A 15,807-nucleotide genomic window follows, 5' to 3' on the forward strand; every position below is an offset into this window, starting at 1 on the left:
TCCCTAAACTAATCTTTCCTACACTGCGTGTTGCTCTGTCAGCGGCGTTGAGCGGCTGTGCGCCTGGTATTTCCATGAGGGATGACGAACGGCAAAAGATCGACGCTTGACAAGATTTGGGCGTAAACGTATGTTTCAAACAACTGTTTGACCGTCACAACAAATCAACACGGTCGCTCATTCCCGGTTACATCAGCAGAGGTTTATCGCTATGCCTGACTACAAGGCCCCCTTGCGTGATATTCGCTTCGTTCGTGACGAACTGCTCGGTTACGAAGCGCACTATCAGAGCCTTCCGGCTTGCGCAGACGCAACTCCGGACATGGTTGACGCCATTCTCGAAGAAGGCGCCAAGTTTTGTGAGCAGGTGCTGGCTCCGCTGAACCGCGTGGGTGACACCGAAGGCTGCACCTGGAGCGAGTCCGGCGTTAAGACCCCGACTGGTTTCAAAGAGGCCTACAAGCAATTCGTTGAAGGCGGCTGGCCAAGCCTGGCGCACGACGTAGAACACGGCGGCCAAGGCTTGCCGGAGTCCCTGGGTCTGGCAGTCAGCGAAATGGTTGGCGAGTCCAACTGGTCGTGGGGCATGTACCCAGGCCTGTCGCACGGCGCGATGAACACCATCTCCGAGCACGGTACCCCGGAACAGCAAAACGCTTACCTGACCAAGCTGGTTTCCGGCGAATGGACCGGCACCATGTGCCTGACCGAACCGCACTGCGGCACCGACCTGGGCATGCTGCGCACCAAGGCCGAACCTCAGGCCGACGGTTCCTACAAAGTTTCCGGCACCAAGATCTTCATCTCGGCCGGCGAACACGACATGGCCGACAACATCGTCCACATCGTGCTGGCCCGCCTGCCGGATGCACCGGCTGGCACCAAAGGCATTTCGCTGTTCATCGTGCCGAAGTTCCTGCCAAACGCTGATGGTTCGATCGGTGAGCGTAACGCGGTGTCATGTGGTTCCCTGGAACACAAGATGGGCATCCACGGCAACGCCACTTGCGTGATGAACTTCGACGCGGCCACCGGCTTCCTGATCGGCCCGGCGAACAAAGGCCTGAACTGCATGTTCACCTTCATGAACACCGCACGCCTGGGCACCGCGCTGCAAGGTCTGGCCCACGCCGAGATCGGCTTCCAGGGCGGCCTGAAATACGCTCGCGATCGTCTGCAAATGCGCTCGCTGACTGGCCCGAAAGCGCCGGACAAAGCCGCTGACCCGATCATCGTGCACCCGGACGTACGCCGCATGCTGTTGACCATGAAGGCATTCGCCGAAGGCAACCGCGCGATGGTTTACTTCACCGCCAAACAGGTCGACATCGTCAAGTACGGCGTGGACGAAGAAGAGAAGAAGAAAGCCGACGCGCTGTTGGCGTTCATGACTCCAATCGCCAAGGCCTTCATGACCGAAGTCGGTTTCGAATCGGCCAACCACGGCGTGCAAATCTACGGCGGCCACGGCTTCATCGCCGAGTGGGGCATGGAGCAGAACGTTCGCGACAGCCGTATTTCGATGCTGTACGAAGGCACCACCGGTATCCAGGCCCTCGACCTGCTGGGTCGTAAAGTGCTGATGACCCAAGGCGAAGCCCTCAAAGGCTTCACCAAGATCGTCCACAAGTTCTGCCAGACCAACGAAGGCAACGAAGCGGTTCAAGAATTCGTCGCTCCGCTGGCTGCATTGAACAAGGAATGGGGCGAGCTGACCATGAAGGTCGGTATGGCCGCCATGAAAGATCGCGAAGAAGTCGGCGCGGCCTCCGTGGACTACCTGATGTACTCCGGTTATGCCTGCCTGGCCTACTTCTGGGCTGACATGGCGCGCCTGGCAGCCGAAAAACTGGCTGCCGGCACTTCCGAGGAGGCGTTCTACACCGCCAAGCTGCAGACTGCGCGCTTCTACTTCCAGCGCATCCTGCCGCGTACCCGCACTCACGTTGCAACCATGCTGTCGGGCGCCAACAACCTGATGGACATGAAAGAAGAAAACTTCGACCTGGGCTACTAAGCCTTAACGAAGGACTTCAAAAAAGCCGCTGCTCCCTTGGGAGTGGCGGTTTTTTTTTGACCATGCCTACCTGCAAGGCGATCACACGGCCATGTCTGCATCGGGAGCGCTACAGCCGTTCAACAACGACATTTGACGTGATTTCCCCTTGCGTCACTGGTGGCTCCGATGCCGCCACTGACGCTCTTTAAAAAATACCTCAGTAAAACACTCAGCAAGTCGGGATTTCTGCCGTTACAGTAGTGGGCACAATGCCATCTTTTGATATGACGGGTCGGAGCTTTACCCTTGCCGCGTTCTTCCGCTGTACGTTTCAGTCATTTCCTACCGTCATTACTTCTTTTGCTGGCGGGCCTCGCGGCTGCCTATGTCAAAGACCTGAACGTATTCTTCACTTCGCTGTTCAACGTGCTGCCAACCCTGGTGTTGTTGCTCGGCGGTGCTTACTGCGCGGTTTACCGACGCCAGCGTGAACTGTTTCTGATGGTCACGGTGTACATCGCCTACTTCCTGCTCGACACGCAGACTGACTTCTATCGCGACAACGGCAAGGTGCGTGAAGACGCGGCCGTGGTCTTTCACCTGTGTTGCCTGTTGCTGCCGTTGTTGTTTGGCGTGTTTGCGGCGTGGCAAGAACGCACGCATCTGTTTCAGGACATGGTGGCGCGCTTCGCTGTGTTGCTGGCGGTGGGCAGCGTGGCATTGGGGCTTGAGCAGAGTTACCCACAGGCGCTGCTGATCTGGTTGTCGGAGATTCGCTGGCCGGCCTTGCACGGTGCCTGGATGAGCCTGATCCAGCTGTCCTATCCGGTGTTCATCGCATCGTTCGTGCTGCTGGCGTACCAGTACTGGCGCAACCCGAGGCCACTCCACGCCGCGCAGCTTGTGGGTTTGCTCGGGTTGTTCTGGATGTTGCCGAAAACCTTCATCCTGCCGTTTACCCTCAACATCATGTGCAGCCAGGTGATGTTGATGATCGCCGCCGCTGTTGCCCACGAAGCCTATCAAATGGCTTTCCGCGATGAACTGACCGGGTTGCCGGGCCGTCGTGCGCTGAATGAACGCATGCAGCGGCTGGGACGCAACTATGTGTTGGCCATGAGCGACGTCGACCATTTCAAGAAATTCAACGACACCCACGGCCATGATGTCGGCGATCAGGTGCTGCGTCTGGTTGCCAGCAAACTGGCGAAAATCGGTGGCGGCGGTAAGGCGTATCGCTACGGTGGTGAGGAATTCGCCCTGGTGTTTGCAGGCAAAACCCTCGAAGAATGCATGCCGCACCTGGAGGTCATCCGCGAATCCATCGCCACCTACAACATTCACCTGCGCAATCAGGACAGCCGTCCTCAGGATGACAGTCAAGGGCGCCAGCGTCGCGCGGGTTCCGGTGCATCGAGTGTGTCGGTGACCGTCAGCATCGGTGTCGCCGAGCGGATTGAACAACGCACCCCGGAAGAAGTGCTCAAGTCCGCTGACCAGGCGCTGTACAGCGCCAAAGGCGCGGGGCGTAACTGCGTGATGGCGTTCGGTCAGAACCGCCGTGGTGCGGTGCGCATGGACGCCGCTACGGTTGAGTGATGATGGCGCATTCAGCGTCTGGACTGTGATTGTGAGGCGTGGTCGGCGGCAGTAGGTTGAAGAAATCTGCTGACGGAGAAATGACCATGCCTGAGTACAAAGCTCCCCTGCGCGACATGCGCTTTCTGATCGACCACGTCTTCGACTTTCACAGTAACTACGCGGCGCTGGGGGCGACCGATGCCAGCCCGGACATGGTCAGTGCGATCCTCGAAGAAGGTGCGAAATTCTGTGAGAACGTGCTCTCGCCCCTCAACCGTAGCGGCGACGAGGAAGGCTGCCATTTCGACAATGGCGTGGTCACGACGCCTACAGGCTTCAAGCAGGCTTTCGCACAATACGTGGAAGGTGGCTGGCATGGCCTGGCGGCCGATCCGGCTTACGGCGGCCAGGGCTTGCCCAGTTCTCTGGGATTGGTCATCAGCGAAATGGTCGGTTCCAGCAACACCTCCTGGGGTATGTACCCGGGCCTGACTCACGGCGCCATGTCGGCCATTCACGCCCACGGCACCGAAGAGCAGAAACAGACCTACCTGAGCAAACTCACCGCCGGCCAATGGACCGGCACCATGTGCCTGACCGAAGCCCATTGCGGCACCGACCTGGGCATCATCAAGACTCGCGCCGTGCCCCAGGCCGACGGCAGCTACGCGATCTCCGGCAGCAAGATTTTCATTTCCGCCGGTGAACACGACATGAGCGACAACATCATTCACCTGGTGCTGGCGAAACTGCCGGATGCACCGGCCGGGACCAAAGGCATTTCACTGTTTATCGTGCCCAAGTTCCTGCCCGACGCGACAGGTGAAGCGGGTCAGCGCAACGGCGTTTCCTGCGGCTCGATCGAACACAAAATGGGCATCAAGGCCTCGGCCACCTGCGTGCTGAATTTCGACGACGCCAAGGGCTTTTTGATCGGCGAGCCGAACAAGGGCCTCAATTGCATGTTCACCATGATGAACCACGCACGGCTGGGCACCGGCATGCAAGGGTTGTGTCTGGGCGAGGCGAGTTTCCAGGGCGCGATCAAGTACGCCAACGACCGCTTGCAGATGCGCTCCCTGACCGGCCCGAAAGCGCCGGAGAAAGCCGCCGACCCGATCATCGTGCACCCCGACGTACGGCGGATGTTGCTGACCATGAAGGCCTTCAACGAAGGCAACCGCGCGCTAACCTACTTCACGGCGCAGTTGCTGGATGTCGCGCATTTGAGTGCAGACGAAACGGCGCGGCAGGACGCTGAAGACCTGCTGGCGTTCCTGACGCCAATCTGCAAAGCCTTCATGACCGACACCGGCCTGGAGGTGACCAACCATGGCATGCAGGTGTTCGGCGGCCACGGCTTCATTCGTGAGTGGGGCATGGAGCAACTGGTGCGTGATTGCCGCATCGCGCCGATCTACGAGGGCACCAACGGTATTCAGGCGCTGGACCTGCTCGGGCGTAAAGTCCTCGGCAGCCAAGGCAAACTGCTGCGCGGCTTCACCAAAATCGTCCACAAATTCTGTGCAACGAACGCCGCGCATCCGCAACTGGCGGTCTACGTCGCACAACTCAACGAATTGAATCGGCAGTGGGGTGACTTGACGACCCAGGTCGGCATGGCGGCGATGAAAAATCCGGACGAAGTCGGTGCGGCATCCGTGGATTACCTGATGTACAGCGGCTACATCATCCTCGGCTACTTGTGGCTGCGGATGGCTTTGGTGGCGCAGGCACAGTTGGAGTCCGGTAGCGGTGATGCCGATTTCTGCCGGGGCAAACTGGCAACCAACGCGTTTTACTTCAAGCGTTTGCTGCCGCGCACGGCCGCTCATCGAGCAGCCATCGAGGCGGGCAGTGATTGCCTGATGCAACTGCCCGCGGAATTGTTTGCCCTATAAATCGAAGTTGTGTGCGAAAGATCGCAGCCTGCGCCAGCGCTTACAGAGGTAAGCGTATCCCTGTGGGAGCTGGCGCAGGCTGCGATCTTTTTGTTGATGACTAAAAATAACAAACCAGTCACCAGTTGACCCTATGTGTCACAAAAGTTGTTGGGTTACACTCGGACCCAACGAAAACACAACTCCTACGATTCACCTGTTTAGATCTTGCGAGGTTTGCCATGGCCGATTACAAAGCGCCCCTGCGCGATATGCGCTTCGTTCTCAACGAAGTTTTCGAGGTCGCCAAACTCTGGGCCGAACTGCCTGCTCTGGCAGAGACCGTTGATGCGGAAACCGTCGAAGCCATTCTCGAGGAAGCTGGCAAGGTCACTAGCAAAAGCATCGCGCCCCTGAGCCGTGCGGCTGACGAAGAAGGCTGCCACTGGGCGGACGGTGCCGTCACCACACCGGCCGGTTTCCCACAGGCTTATCAGACTTATGCTGAAGGCGGCTGGGTCGGCGTCGGTGGCGATCCGGCCTACGGCGGCATGGGCATGCCCAAAGCCGTATCGGCCCAGGTCGAGGAAATGGTCAACTCTGCCAGCCTGTCGTTCGGTCTGTACCCGATGCTGACCGCCGGCGCCTGCCTGTCGATCAACGCCCACGCCAGCGAAGAACTGAAAGCCGCGTACCTGCCGAACATGTACGCCGGTGTCTGGGCCGGTTCCATGTGCCTGACCGAACCGCACGCCGGCACCGATCTGGGCATCATCCGCACCAAAGCGGAACCTCAGGCTGACGGTTCCTACAAAGTCAGCGGCACCAAGATCTTCATCACCGGTGGCGAGCATGACCTGACCGAAAACATCATTCACCTGGTCTTGGCCAAACTGCCGGATGCACCGGCCGGTCCGAAAGGCATCTCGCTGTTCCTGGTGCCGAAGTTCATGGTCAATGCCGATGGCAGCCTGGGTGCGCGTAACCCGGCCAACTGCGGCTCGATCGAACACAAGATGGGCATCCAGGCGTCCGCGACCTGCGTGATGAACTTCGATGAAGCCGTGGGTTACCTGGTCGGCGAGCCAAACAAAGGCCTGGCCGCGATGTTCACTATGATGAACTACGAGCGTCTGGGTGTCGGTATTCAGGGACTGGCCACCGGCGAACGTTCCTATCAGAACGCCGTTGAATACGCTCGCGATCGTCTGCAAAGCCGTTCGCCAACCGGCGCGCAGAACAAGGACAAAGTGGCCGACCCGATCATCGTCCACCCGGACGTGCGTCGCATGCTGCTGACCATGAAAGCCTCGAACGAAGGCGGTCGTGCGTTCTCGACTTACGTGGCCATGCAACTGGACACCGCCAAGTTCAGCGAAGACGCATCCACCCGCAAACGCGCGGAAGACCTGGTGGCGTTGCTGACGCCTGTCGCCAAGGCGTTCCTGACGGATCTCGGCCTGGAAACCACCGTACACGGCCAGCAGGTTTTCGGCGGCCACGGTTACATCCGTGAGTGGGGTCAGGAACAACTGGTGCGCGATGTGCGCATTACCCAGATCTACGAAGGCACCAACGGCATTCAGGCGCTGGACCTGGTGGGTCGCAAGATCGTCGGTAGCGGTGGTGCGTTCTACAACCTGTTCGCCGACGAGATTCGTCACTTCACCGCCACTGCCAGCGCCGATCTGGCCGAGTTCACCAAGCCGTTGAACGACGCGGTGACCACCCTCGACGAACTGACCGCATGGTTGCTCGACCGGGCTAAATCCAACCCGAATGAAATCGGCGCGGCGTCGGTCGAGTATCTGCAAGCGTTCGGTTATGTCGCTTACGCTTACATGTGGGCATTGATGGCCAAGGCCGCTTTCGGCAAAGAAGCCCAGGACGATTTCTACGCCAGCAAGATGGGGACCGCGCGGTTTTATTTCGCGCGCCTGCTGCCGCGTATTCACTCGTTGAGCGCTTCGGTGAAGGCCGGGAGCGAGTCGCTGTTCCTGCTGGATGCGGCTCAATTCTGATGATGTAACGTCATGTAAGCTTTCTCTTACATGACGTGCTGCATATCTCCCATAGATGCAGATTGGATCCACGGCTAATCTACTTCACATGGACGTAGCGCAGGAAGCGCAAAAGCAACAACACGGACACGTAGGATTCTGCCAGGACGGCGGAGTGAAATGGATGTCAGGGAAACAGTCTGCAAAGCCCCGCTTCGGCGGGGTTTTCTTATGCCTGCGAAAAAGTATTCAGCTCAGTCCATCCAGTGCCGGCGTGCTGTTCAAACGTTCATCCGGCCGATTTATCACGTCTTCCAGCAACGTTTGTAACAACGCCAGCGAGGCTTGTTGCCGTTGCACATCGCGACACACCAAGCCCACTTTTAGAGGCACCCGCGGCTCACTGAGCGGCTTCCACAGCAGTTCGTCGTTGCCGTGGGTCTTTTGCGAGCGCCCGGGCAATACCGTCGCCAGTCGCGTGTGCGGCAGGCTGTCGAGAATGCCTGCCATGTTGTTCAGTTCGGCCTGCACCTGTGGCCGACGACCCAGATTAGCCAGTTGCGCCTGCCAGATCTGGCGGATCTGAAACTCCTCACCCAAGAGCAGCATTGGCAATTGCGCAGCCTGGCTCATCGAGACTTTCTTGAATTCCCGCAAAGGGTGGTCCGCCGGGATGACAAGTGTCAGCTCATCTTCGTACAACATCACGCCATGCAGGCCAGGCTGCCGAGGCGGCAAATAGCTGATGCCGATATCCAGCGAGCCATTGAGCAGTCGCCGTTCGATTTCCAGGCCCGTCAATTCATAGATCTGCACCACCAGATGCGGCTGCGCCTTGCGCACGCGTTCCAGCATCTGCGGCACCAGGCTGGTATGCACGGTTTGCAAGACGCCAATGGCCAGCGTACGCAGCGCTTGCCCCTTGAAGTTACCCAACGCCTCGCGCGCCCTTTGCAGGCCATCGAGCAAGGGCAGGGCGTGGTTGTACAGCGTGTGGGCCGCCAGCGTTGGCAACAGGCGTTTACTGCTGCGTTCGAACAGGCTCACATCCAGGGATTGTTCGAGGTGGCGGATCTGCTGCGACAGCGCCGGTTGAGAGATAGAAAGCCGTTCGGCAGCGCGCCCGACATGGCCCTCTTCATACACCGCGACGAAATAACGCAGTTGCTTGAAATCCATAAGTAATGCTTATCGAAAATGCTGGTAAATCGAAATGGCTCAACGCCGGGTCTGAGCCTAGTCTAACCGCATTTACGGGGCGTACAGGGCCACAGAACGCGATGAATACCGTTTGCTTTGCTGGTGTTTACATAGGTAACGCAAAAAACCTGAAACGAGGGTTGAACCGATGAATCTGTTCAGCCTGCGCCGCGCTTCGCCATGCCTTGATGATCTGGTCGCGGATGCCTCATTCGCCTCCAGAAACGACAACCTCTCCAGTGAGTGCCTGATGCCCAGTGCCGAGCGGCCGCAACAGATATTTGTCCGCGGCCAAGGTTCGTGGTTGTGGGACAGCGATGATCGCGCGTATCTGGACTTTTCCCAGGGCGGCGGTGCCAATAGCCTCGGCCACAGTCCAAAGGCGCTGGTCAATGCCATCACGGCGCAGGCGCAGAATCTGATCAATCCCGGTTCCAACCTGCATAACCGCGGCATGCTCAATCTCGCCGAACGCCTGTGTCTCAGCACCGGCAGCGATCAGGCGTATATGCTCAACACGGGCAGCGAGGCCTGTGAGGCGGCGATCAAACTGGCGCGCAAATGGGGTCAACAGCATCGCGGCGGCGCTTCGCGGATCATCGTCGCCAATAACGGCTGTCATGGTCGTAGCCTGGCGACGATTTCTGCGTCGGACAGTTCGACGCAGACCAACCGATTTGAGCCGCAGTTGCCGGGGTTCAGTCGTGTGCCCTTCAACGATCTTCCGGCGCTGCACGCGGCTGTAGATGAGCGGACCGTGGCGATCATGCTCGAACCGATCCAAAGCGAAGCCGGGGTGATCCCGGCCTCGGCACATTACCTCAAAGGCGTTGAACGTCTGTGTCGAGAGCTGGGCATCCTGTTGATCCTTGACGAAGTGCAAACCGGAATGGGTCGCTGTGGCGCTTTACTTGCCGAACAGTCCTGCGGCGTGCGCGCCGATATCGTCGTCCTTGGCAAAGGGTTGGGCGGTGGCGTGCCCCTGGCGGCGTTGTTGGCGCGGGGCAAGGCGTGCTGTTTCGACACTGGCGAACTGAGCGGCACGCATCATGGCAACGCACTGATGACTGCGGCAGGTCTGGCGGTACTTGAGAGCGTGCAGGACAAAGGATTTCTCGAGCATGTCGGGGAAACCGCCCAGCACTTGCGTGAAGGTTTGCAGCGCTTGTCCCATCGCTATGGCCACGGCGAACTGCGCGGACAAGGCCTGCTCTGGGGGCTGACGCTCTCCGAAGATTCTGCTGATGCCGTCGTCAAGGCAGCGTTGTTCGAAGGCTTGCTGCTCAACGCCCCGCAACCGGACTGCTTGCGCTTCACCCCGGCGCTCACCGTCAGCAAGGCCAACATCGATGAAATGCTCCTGCGCCTGGCCCGCGCTTTCTCCCGCGTGCGCACTGCGCAACTGCAGTGCCGCAAGGGGATTGCCGTCTGATCAGACGCGCCCTCCGAACCGTCTCGCGGTAAAACGCACGCCTCACACCTGATTTTTTTGGTGTGGGGCGTTTTTTTGTCTTCTAGACTCACTGAACCCTGACCAACGGCAAAGGTCGATTAGGTGTAGGGCTCGCATGAGTCCACTTCAATCAGGAGCTGCCCATGGACTTCATTCGCATCATCATCGCCATCTTGTTGCCGCCGCTGGGCGTGTTTCTGCAAGTGGGATTCGGCGGGGCGTTCTGGCTGAATATTCTGCTGACGTTGTGCGGTTATATTCCCGGGATCGTGCATGCGGTGTACATCATCGCCAAGCGTTGAATTAGGGACGCGTGATCGCTGGCAAGCGAGGCTCCTGCAGGAAATCAACGTTCTGTGGGAGCTGGCTTGCCAGCGATTGAAGCACCACCTATTTCAGCCTGTACTCTCCATCACTCGCCGATAAAACAACCACTCCTGCTCCAGCGCATGGGCCTGATTGCCGGCCTTGCGGAAGCCGTGACGTTCATCCGCGTAGTAATGCGCTTCAACCAGGATGCCGTTGTTTTTCAGCGCTTCGACCATATCGCGGGTCTGCCCAGGCACGACCACGGCGTCGAGTTCTCCTTGGAAAAAGATCACCGGCACGCGAATGTTGCCCGCGTGCAGTAACGGCGTGCGCGCGGCATAGCGCTCGGCGTCTTGTACGGGATCACCGATCAGCCAATCGAGGTAGTCGCCCTCGAACTTGTGGGTAGCCCGGCCCAGCGCGACCGGATCGCTGACCCCATAAAGACTGGCGCCGGCGCGGAACACGTCATGGAACACCAGCGCGCACAGTGTGGTGTAACCACCTGCGCTGCCGCCGCGGATGAACGCGTTGTCGCCATCGATCAAGCCACGATCGGCGAGATGGCTGACCACCGCGCACGCATCTTCGACGTCGACCTCACCCCAACTCAAATGCAGGGCCTGACGGTAGGCGCGACCATAACCACTGCTGCCACGGTAGTTGAGATCTGCCACGGCGAAACCGCGCTGCGCCCAGTACTGAATGCGCGGGTCGAGCATCGGATAGCACGCCGAAGTCGGGCCGCCGTGGATGAACACTACCAGCGGTGGTTTCGCCTCGCCGGTCATTGCGGGATAGAAGAAACCGTGAGCCTCGCCCGAGCCGCTTGGATAGCGCAGGGTTTGCGGGCGACTGATCTTTTCAGGAGGTAGCGGCGCAACACCACCGGCCAGCACGTTGACTTGCCGCGACTGCCGATCGATCGCGATCACGGCGGCGGAGCTGACCGGCGAGGCGGCGATGCAGTAAATGAACTGCTCATCCATGGCGAGGTGACGGAAGCGGCTGTAGTCACCGGTGAAGTCTTCACAGCAATCGCCACGCAGGCCCAGCCGGCCAAAACCGTCTTCAGTCCAACTCGCCAGATAATGGCCGTCGTGCAGCGGTAGCCAGGTGCAGCCACCGAGCTGCCAGGGTGCCGGGCCATGATCGGCGGCAACACTCGGCAGTGGGGTCAGAGCGTTTTGCGATGCCATCCACGGCTGCCAGTAACCACCCCGATCGGTCAGGCAGAACAAGCGGCCGGCGCTATCAAATCGCGGTTGCTGCAGGGATTCTTCAGCATGGTCTCCGGCCACGCAGGAGGCTGGGCCAAAGCCACCGTCACTCTGGCGTTCGGCAACCATCAAGCGGGTTGCCGTCCACGGTTGGTCGGGGCGGTTCCACTCAATCCAGGCCAGTCGACTGGCGTCGGGACTGAGCGTCGGGGCTGCGTAAAAGTCGGCGCCCTCGGCCAGCAAATGCCGCGCGCCATCCGCCAGATCAATCGCCACCAATCGGTGTCGGTCGCGGTTTTCCTCAACCGCCAGCACCTGACCCTGGGCGAACTGCAAGTCACCGAAGCGGCACTCCCCGGATGTCAGCGCTTCGGGCGTCTCGCCGTGGAGTGATTGACGATACAGCTGCTGATCAGCCTCATTGACGAAGACGATCCCGTCGTCCGTCAGACAAAACGCGCCACCGCCATATTCATACACCCGACTGCGCACACTGAACCCTGGCGGCGTCAGGCATGTCGCTGCGCCTGCGCGCCAATGCCAGATCCGGCACGCGGCGTCCTCGGGACGATATTCGTTCCAGAACAAACCGTGTTGGCCGACTTGCAATTCGGCAAAGTCGATGCCGGCAGCCACGGCCTTGCCGGCGCTGAGCGGTTCAGCTTTTGGCGATGAGGCGTGAGTTTCGTTCATTGCGAAAGGCCAGTTGTTCGATGGTCTGGGTAGCGTGCTCGGCTTCTTCGCGGGCCTTGAGGATCACGCCGTGATGTTCCGATTTGCTGCACACCGGGTCGGCATTGCTCGCGTCACCAGTGAGCATGAATGCCTGGCAGCGGCAGCCGCCAAAGTCTTTTTCTTTCTCGTCGCAGGAGCGGCAGGGCTCGGGCATCCAGTCATAGCCGCGAAAGCGGTTGAAGCCGAACGAGTCGTACCAGATGTGCTGCATGCTGTGGTCGCGCACGTTGGGAAACTGCACAGGCATCTGTCGGGCACCGTGACACGGCAACGCGGTTCCGTCCGGTGTGACGGTCAGAAAAATGCTGCCCCAGCCGTTCATACAGGCTTTCGGACGTTCTTCGTAGTAATCCGGCGTGACGAAAATCAGCTTGCACGGATGCCCTTCGGCTTCGAGTTTGGCCCGATATTCGTTGGTAATGCGTTCGGCGCGTACCAATTGTTCTTTGGTCGGCAACAGCCCGACGCGGTTGAGCTGCGCCCAGCCATAGAACTGGCAAGTGGCGAGCTCGACGAAGTCCGCTTCAAGGGCGATGCACAGCTCGATGATGCGGTCGATCTTGTCGATGTTGTGCCGATGGGTAACGAAGTTAAGCACCATCGGATAGCCGTGGGCTTTCACTGCGCGGGCCATTTCCAGCTTCTGCGCGAACGCCTTTTTGGAACCGGCCAGCAAGTTGTTCACCTGCTCGTCACTGGCCTGGAAACTGATCTGGATATGATCGAGCCCGGCCTTCTTGAAATCGCTGATTTTCTGTTCGGTCAGACCGATGCCGGAGGTGATCAGGTTGGTGTAAAAGCCCAGTTTGCGGGCTTCGCCAATCAGCTCGGCGAGGTCTTGACGCACCAGCGGTTCGCCACCGGAAAAGCCCAGTTGCGCCGCGCCCATTTCCCGCGCTTCACGAAACACCTTGATCCACTGTTCGGTGCTCAGCTCCTTGCCTTGCTCGGCGAAGTCCAGCGGGTTTGAGCAGTACGGGCATTGCAGCGGGCAGCGGTACGTCAGCTCGGCCAGCAGCCACAGCGGCAGGCCAATTTCTGGTTTGGGCGGTACTTGCACCGATGATTCAGGTAAGTTCGATCCAGTGCTGCGCACGGGCAACCTCCATGAACTGCTCGATGTCGTCACCGAGCTCGGGCACGCCGGGGAATTGTTCGTCGAGCGCCTTGATGATCGCCGCGACGTCGCGCTCGCCGTCAATCAAACCACCAATCAACGCGGCACTTTCATTGAGCTTAATCATGCCTTCCGGGTACAGCAGCACATGGCCTTTCTGTGCCGGTTCGTACTGGAAGCGATAGCCGGGACGCCAGGTCGGGGTCTTGCTGCGATCGAAACTCATAAGGTGATTCCTTTGTGCCAGACCCGTTCTGCGGTCACGCTGTGATACGGCGGGCGTTTGAGTTCGTAGGCCATGCTCATGGCATCGAGCATGCTCCAAAGAATGTCCAGTTTGAACTGGAGAATTTCCAGCATGCGCTCTTGGCCTTCCCGGGTTTTGTAATGCTCAAGGGTGATCGCCAGACCGTGCTCGACATCGCGCCGTGCCTGGCCCAGGCGAGTGCGGAAATACTCGTAGCCGGCCGGGTCGATCCACGGGTAGTGCTGGGGCCAGCTGTCCAGGCGCGACTGGTGGATCTGCGGTGCGAACAGTTCGGTCAGCGAGCTGCTGGCGGCTTCCTGCCAACTGGCGCGGCGGGCGAAATTGACGTAGGCATCGACGGCGAAACGTACGCCGGGCAGCACCAGTTCCTGGGAACGCAGTTGGTCCGGGTCCAGGCCAACGGCTTGGCCCAGGCGCAACCAGGCTTCGATACCGCCGTCTTCACCGGGCGCGCCGTCGTGGTCGAGCAGGCGCTGAATCCACTCGCGACGGATCTCGCGGTCCGGGCAGTTGGCCAGAATCGCCGCATCCTTCAGGGGGATGTTCACCTGATAGTAGAAACGGTTGGCGACCCAGCCCTGGATCTGCTCGCGGGTCGCCCGGCCTTCGTACATCGCCACGTGATACGGGTGATAGATGTGATAGTAGGCGCCCTTGGCACGCAGGGCGGCCTCGAATTCGGCGGGGGACATCGGGGTGTCAGTCATTTCGGTTCTCCGGTGTGCAACCGTTGAAATCTTTGGTGTCTGGTCGGACGTCATCGCTGGCAAGCCAGCTCCCACAGGTATCGCGTGCCCCTGTGGGAGCTGGCTTGCCAGTGATAGGGCGTCAGCTACAACACAATACTCATGCCGTCATACGCCACTTCAACCTGGCGCCGATCCAGCTCCGCGCGCTGCGGCGAATCTTCATCAAGAATCGGATTGGTGTTGTTGATGTGGATAAGCACTTTGCGCGGCTGTGGCAGTTGCTCAAAGACTTCGAGCATGCCGCCAGGGCCGTTCTGCGCCAGGTGCCCCATCTCGCGACCGGTGCGGGTGCCGACGCCGCGGCGCTGCATTTCATCGTCGTCCCACAACGTCCCGTCCACCAGCAGGCAGTCGCTCCCGGCCATGATCTCCAGCAACGAGGCATCGACCTTGCCCAGGCCCGGTGCATAGAACAGCTTGCCCCCGGTGTTCAGGTCTTCGACGATCAGGCCGATGTTGTCGCCCGGATGCGGGTCGAATCGATGCGGGGAATAGGGCGGCGCGGCGCTGCGCAGGGGCAGCGGGGTGAAACGCAGGTTCGGGCAGGCCGGCACGCTGAAGCTCTGGTCGAGTTCGATGCGGTTCCAGGTCAGTCCGCCATTCCAGTGGTTGAGCATGGTGAACAGCGGAAAACCGGTGCTCAGGTCCTCGTGGACCATGTCGGTGCACCAGACCTGATGCGGGCAACCTTCACGCAGCATGAGCAGGCCGGTGGTGTGGTCGATCTGGCTGTCCATCAGGATGATCGCGCTGATCCCGGTATCGCGCAGGGCGCGGCCCGGTTGCATCGGGGCGAAGCTCTGAAGCTGGGCGCGAATGTCCGGGGAGGTGTTGCACAGCACCCAGTTCACGCCGTCATCGGAAATCGCGATGGACGATTGCGTCCGCGCCTTGGCCCGCAGGCTGCCGTCGCGAAAGCCTGCGCAGTTCACGCAGTTGCAGTTCCACTGGGGGAAACCGCCGCCGGCAGCGGAACCTAGAATCTGGACAAACATGGGCGCTCCATCATTTCAACGCTGAAAATAAAACGCCTCGGATATCCGAGGCGTTGTGCTGCTCATCTGCCAAGGCAGAGATTAGCGGCTTGCAAAGTACATGGTGACTTCAAAGCCGATACGCAGGTCGGTGTAAGCCGGTTTGGTCCAGGCCATAAATTGAACTCCTTCAGGTAGGGTGGGACAGCGCTATCTATAGGTATAGTCCACCTCAAGTCAGAGATGTTCCAAATAGTTAGGCTGCTATGTTACTCAAAATTTCAAAGAGTTTGCCTGTGAAACTTTGAGAAAGCTCATTGCA

General features: G+C 59.6%; 13 protein-coding genes. 6 read left to right on the plus strand and 7 right to left on the minus strand.

Annotation, left to right across the window (positions count from 1 at the left end):
• The first annotated feature begins 211 nt into the window (after nucleotides 1–211).
• From KHO07_RS02370 to KHO07_RS02385, 4 genes are all read left to right on the plus strand, one after another.
• A complete protein-coding gene (locus tag KHO07_RS02370; RefSeq protein WP_150736339.1) occupies nucleotides 212–2,017 on the plus strand; it encodes a phenylacyl-CoA dehydrogenase in 1,806 nt (601 codons plus the stop codon).
• A gap of 288 nt (nucleotides 2,018–2,305) precedes the next feature.
• Entirely contained in the window at nucleotides 2,306–3,598 is a 1,293-nt protein-coding gene (locus KHO07_RS02375; RefSeq protein WP_150736338.1) for a GGDEF domain-containing protein, read from the plus strand.
• An 86-nt stretch (nucleotides 3,599–3,684) separates the two neighbouring features.
• On the plus strand, nucleotides 3,685–5,481 hold the full coding sequence (locus KHO07_RS02380; RefSeq protein WP_212626386.1) for an acyl-CoA dehydrogenase C-terminal domain-containing protein: 1,797 nt from the start codon (nucleotides 3,685–3,687) through the stop codon (nucleotides 5,479–5,481).
• 221 nt (nucleotides 5,482–5,702) lie between these two features.
• Entirely contained in the window at nucleotides 5,703–7,481 is a 1,779-nt protein-coding gene (locus KHO07_RS02385) for an acyl-CoA dehydrogenase C-terminal domain-containing protein (protein WP_212626387.1), read from the plus strand.
• A 228-nt stretch (nucleotides 7,482–7,709) separates the two neighbouring features.
• On the opposite strand, the gene KHO07_RS02390 is transcribed toward KHO07_RS02385, so the two are convergent.
• On the minus strand, nucleotides 7,710–8,639 hold the full coding sequence (locus KHO07_RS02390; RefSeq protein WP_212626388.1) for a LysR family transcriptional regulator: 930 nt from the start codon (nucleotides 8,637–8,639) through the stop codon (nucleotides 7,710–7,712).
• Between the two features lie 169 nt (nucleotides 8,640–8,808).
• On the opposite strand from KHO07_RS02390, the gene KHO07_RS02395 reads away from it, so the two are divergent.
• Nucleotides 8,809–10,092, plus strand: coding sequence for an aminotransferase class III-fold pyridoxal phosphate-dependent enzyme (locus KHO07_RS02395; RefSeq protein ID WP_212626389.1), 1,284 nt, complete (start codon nucleotides 8,809–8,811; stop codon nucleotides 10,090–10,092).
• A gap of 164 nt (nucleotides 10,093–10,256) precedes the next feature.
• Nucleotides 10,257–10,415 carry a YqaE/Pmp3 family membrane protein gene (locus KHO07_RS02400; protein ID WP_003228885.1) on the plus strand — a complete coding sequence of 53 codons (159 nt, stop codon included), beginning with the start codon at nucleotides 10,257–10,259 and terminating at the stop codon, nucleotides 10,413–10,415.
• A 93-nt stretch (nucleotides 10,416–10,508) separates the two neighbouring features.
• Here the strand turns inward: KHO07_RS02400 and KHO07_RS02405 are convergent, their stop codons facing one another.
• The 6 genes from KHO07_RS02405 to pqqA form a co-directional block, all read right to left on the minus strand.
• A complete protein-coding gene (locus KHO07_RS02405; protein ID WP_212626390.1) occupies nucleotides 10,509–12,335 on the minus strand; it encodes a S9 family peptidase in 1,827 nt (608 codons plus the stop codon).
• Nucleotides 12,301–13,473 (minus strand): pyrroloquinoline quinone biosynthesis protein PqqE, encoded by a 1,173-nt coding sequence (pqqE, locus tag KHO07_RS02410; RefSeq protein WP_150736115.1) that lies wholly within the window; start codon nucleotides 13,471–13,473, stop codon nucleotides 12,301–12,303. The genes KHO07_RS02405 and pqqE overlap by 35 nt, the downstream gene beginning before the upstream one ends.
• A complete protein-coding gene (pqqD, locus tag KHO07_RS02415; RefSeq protein WP_212626391.1) occupies nucleotides 13,445–13,720 on the minus strand; it encodes a pyrroloquinoline quinone biosynthesis peptide chaperone PqqD in 276 nt (91 codons plus the stop codon). The genes pqqE and pqqD overlap by 29 nt, the downstream gene beginning before the upstream one ends.
• Nucleotides 13,717–14,469 carry a pyrroloquinoline-quinone synthase PqqC gene (gene pqqC / locus KHO07_RS02420; protein WP_212626392.1) on the minus strand — a complete coding sequence of 251 codons (753 nt, stop codon included), beginning with the start codon at nucleotides 14,467–14,469 and terminating at the stop codon, nucleotides 13,717–13,719. The genes pqqD and pqqC overlap by 4 nt, the downstream gene beginning before the upstream one ends.
• 125 nt (nucleotides 14,470–14,594) lie before the next feature.
• Nucleotides 14,595–15,506, minus strand: coding sequence for a pyrroloquinoline quinone biosynthesis protein PqqB (pqqB, locus tag KHO07_RS02425; protein WP_150736117.1), 912 nt, complete (start codon nucleotides 15,504–15,506; stop codon nucleotides 14,595–14,597).
• A gap of 81 nt (nucleotides 15,507–15,587) precedes the next feature.
• On the minus strand, nucleotides 15,588–15,662 hold the full coding sequence (gene pqqA, locus KHO07_RS02430; RefSeq protein WP_003444522.1) for a pyrroloquinoline quinone precursor peptide PqqA: 75 nt from the start codon (nucleotides 15,660–15,662) through the stop codon (nucleotides 15,588–15,590).
• Between the last annotated feature and the right edge of the window lie 145 nt (nucleotides 15,663–15,807).

The sequence above is a fragment of the Pseudomonas sp. PP3 genome (genome assembly GCF_905336995.1).
GTDB classification, from domain to species: Bacteria; Pseudomonadota; Gammaproteobacteria; order Pseudomonadales; family Pseudomonadaceae; genus Aquipseudomonas; species Aquipseudomonas reinekei.

What these genes read in the sequence shown, in the direction of transcription:
- KHO07_RS02370 (WP_150736339.1), top strand. Translation starts at nt 212, where the DNA reads ATGCCTGACTACAAGGCCCCCTTGCGTGATATTCGCTTCGTTCGTGAC.
- KHO07_RS02380 (WP_212626386.1), top strand. Translation starts at nt 3,685, where the DNA reads ATGCCTGAGTACAAAGCTCCCCTGCGCGACATGCGCTTTCTGATCGAC.
- KHO07_RS02385 (WP_212626387.1), top strand. Translation starts at nt 5,703, where the DNA reads ATGGCCGATTACAAAGCGCCCCTGCGCGATATGCGCTTCGTTCTCAAC.
- KHO07_RS02390 (WP_212626388.1), bottom strand. Translation starts at nt 8,639, where the DNA reads ATGGATTTCAAGCAACTGCGTTATTTCGTCGCGGTGTATGAAGAGGGC.
- KHO07_RS02395 (WP_212626389.1), top strand. Translation starts at nt 8,809, where the DNA reads ATGAATCTGTTCAGCCTGCGCCGCGCTTCGCCATGCCTTGATGATCTG.
- KHO07_RS02400 (WP_003228885.1), top strand. Translation starts at nt 10,257, where the DNA reads ATGGACTTCATTCGCATCATCATCGCCATCTTGTTGCCGCCGCTGGGC.
- KHO07_RS02405 (WP_212626390.1), bottom strand. Translation starts at nt 12,335, where the DNA reads ATGAACGAAACTCACGCCTCATCGCCAAAAGCTGAACCGCTCAGCGCC.
- pqqD (WP_212626391.1), bottom strand. Translation starts at nt 13,720, where the DNA reads ATGAGTTTCGATCGCAGCAAGACCCCGACCTGGCGTCCCGGCTATCGC.
- pqqC (WP_212626392.1), bottom strand. Translation starts at nt 14,469, where the DNA reads ATGACTGACACCCCGATGTCCCCCGCCGAATTCGAGGCCGCCCTGCGT.
- pqqB (WP_150736117.1), bottom strand. Translation starts at nt 15,506, where the DNA reads ATGTTTGTCCAGATTCTAGGTTCCGCTGCCGGCGGCGGTTTCCCCCAG.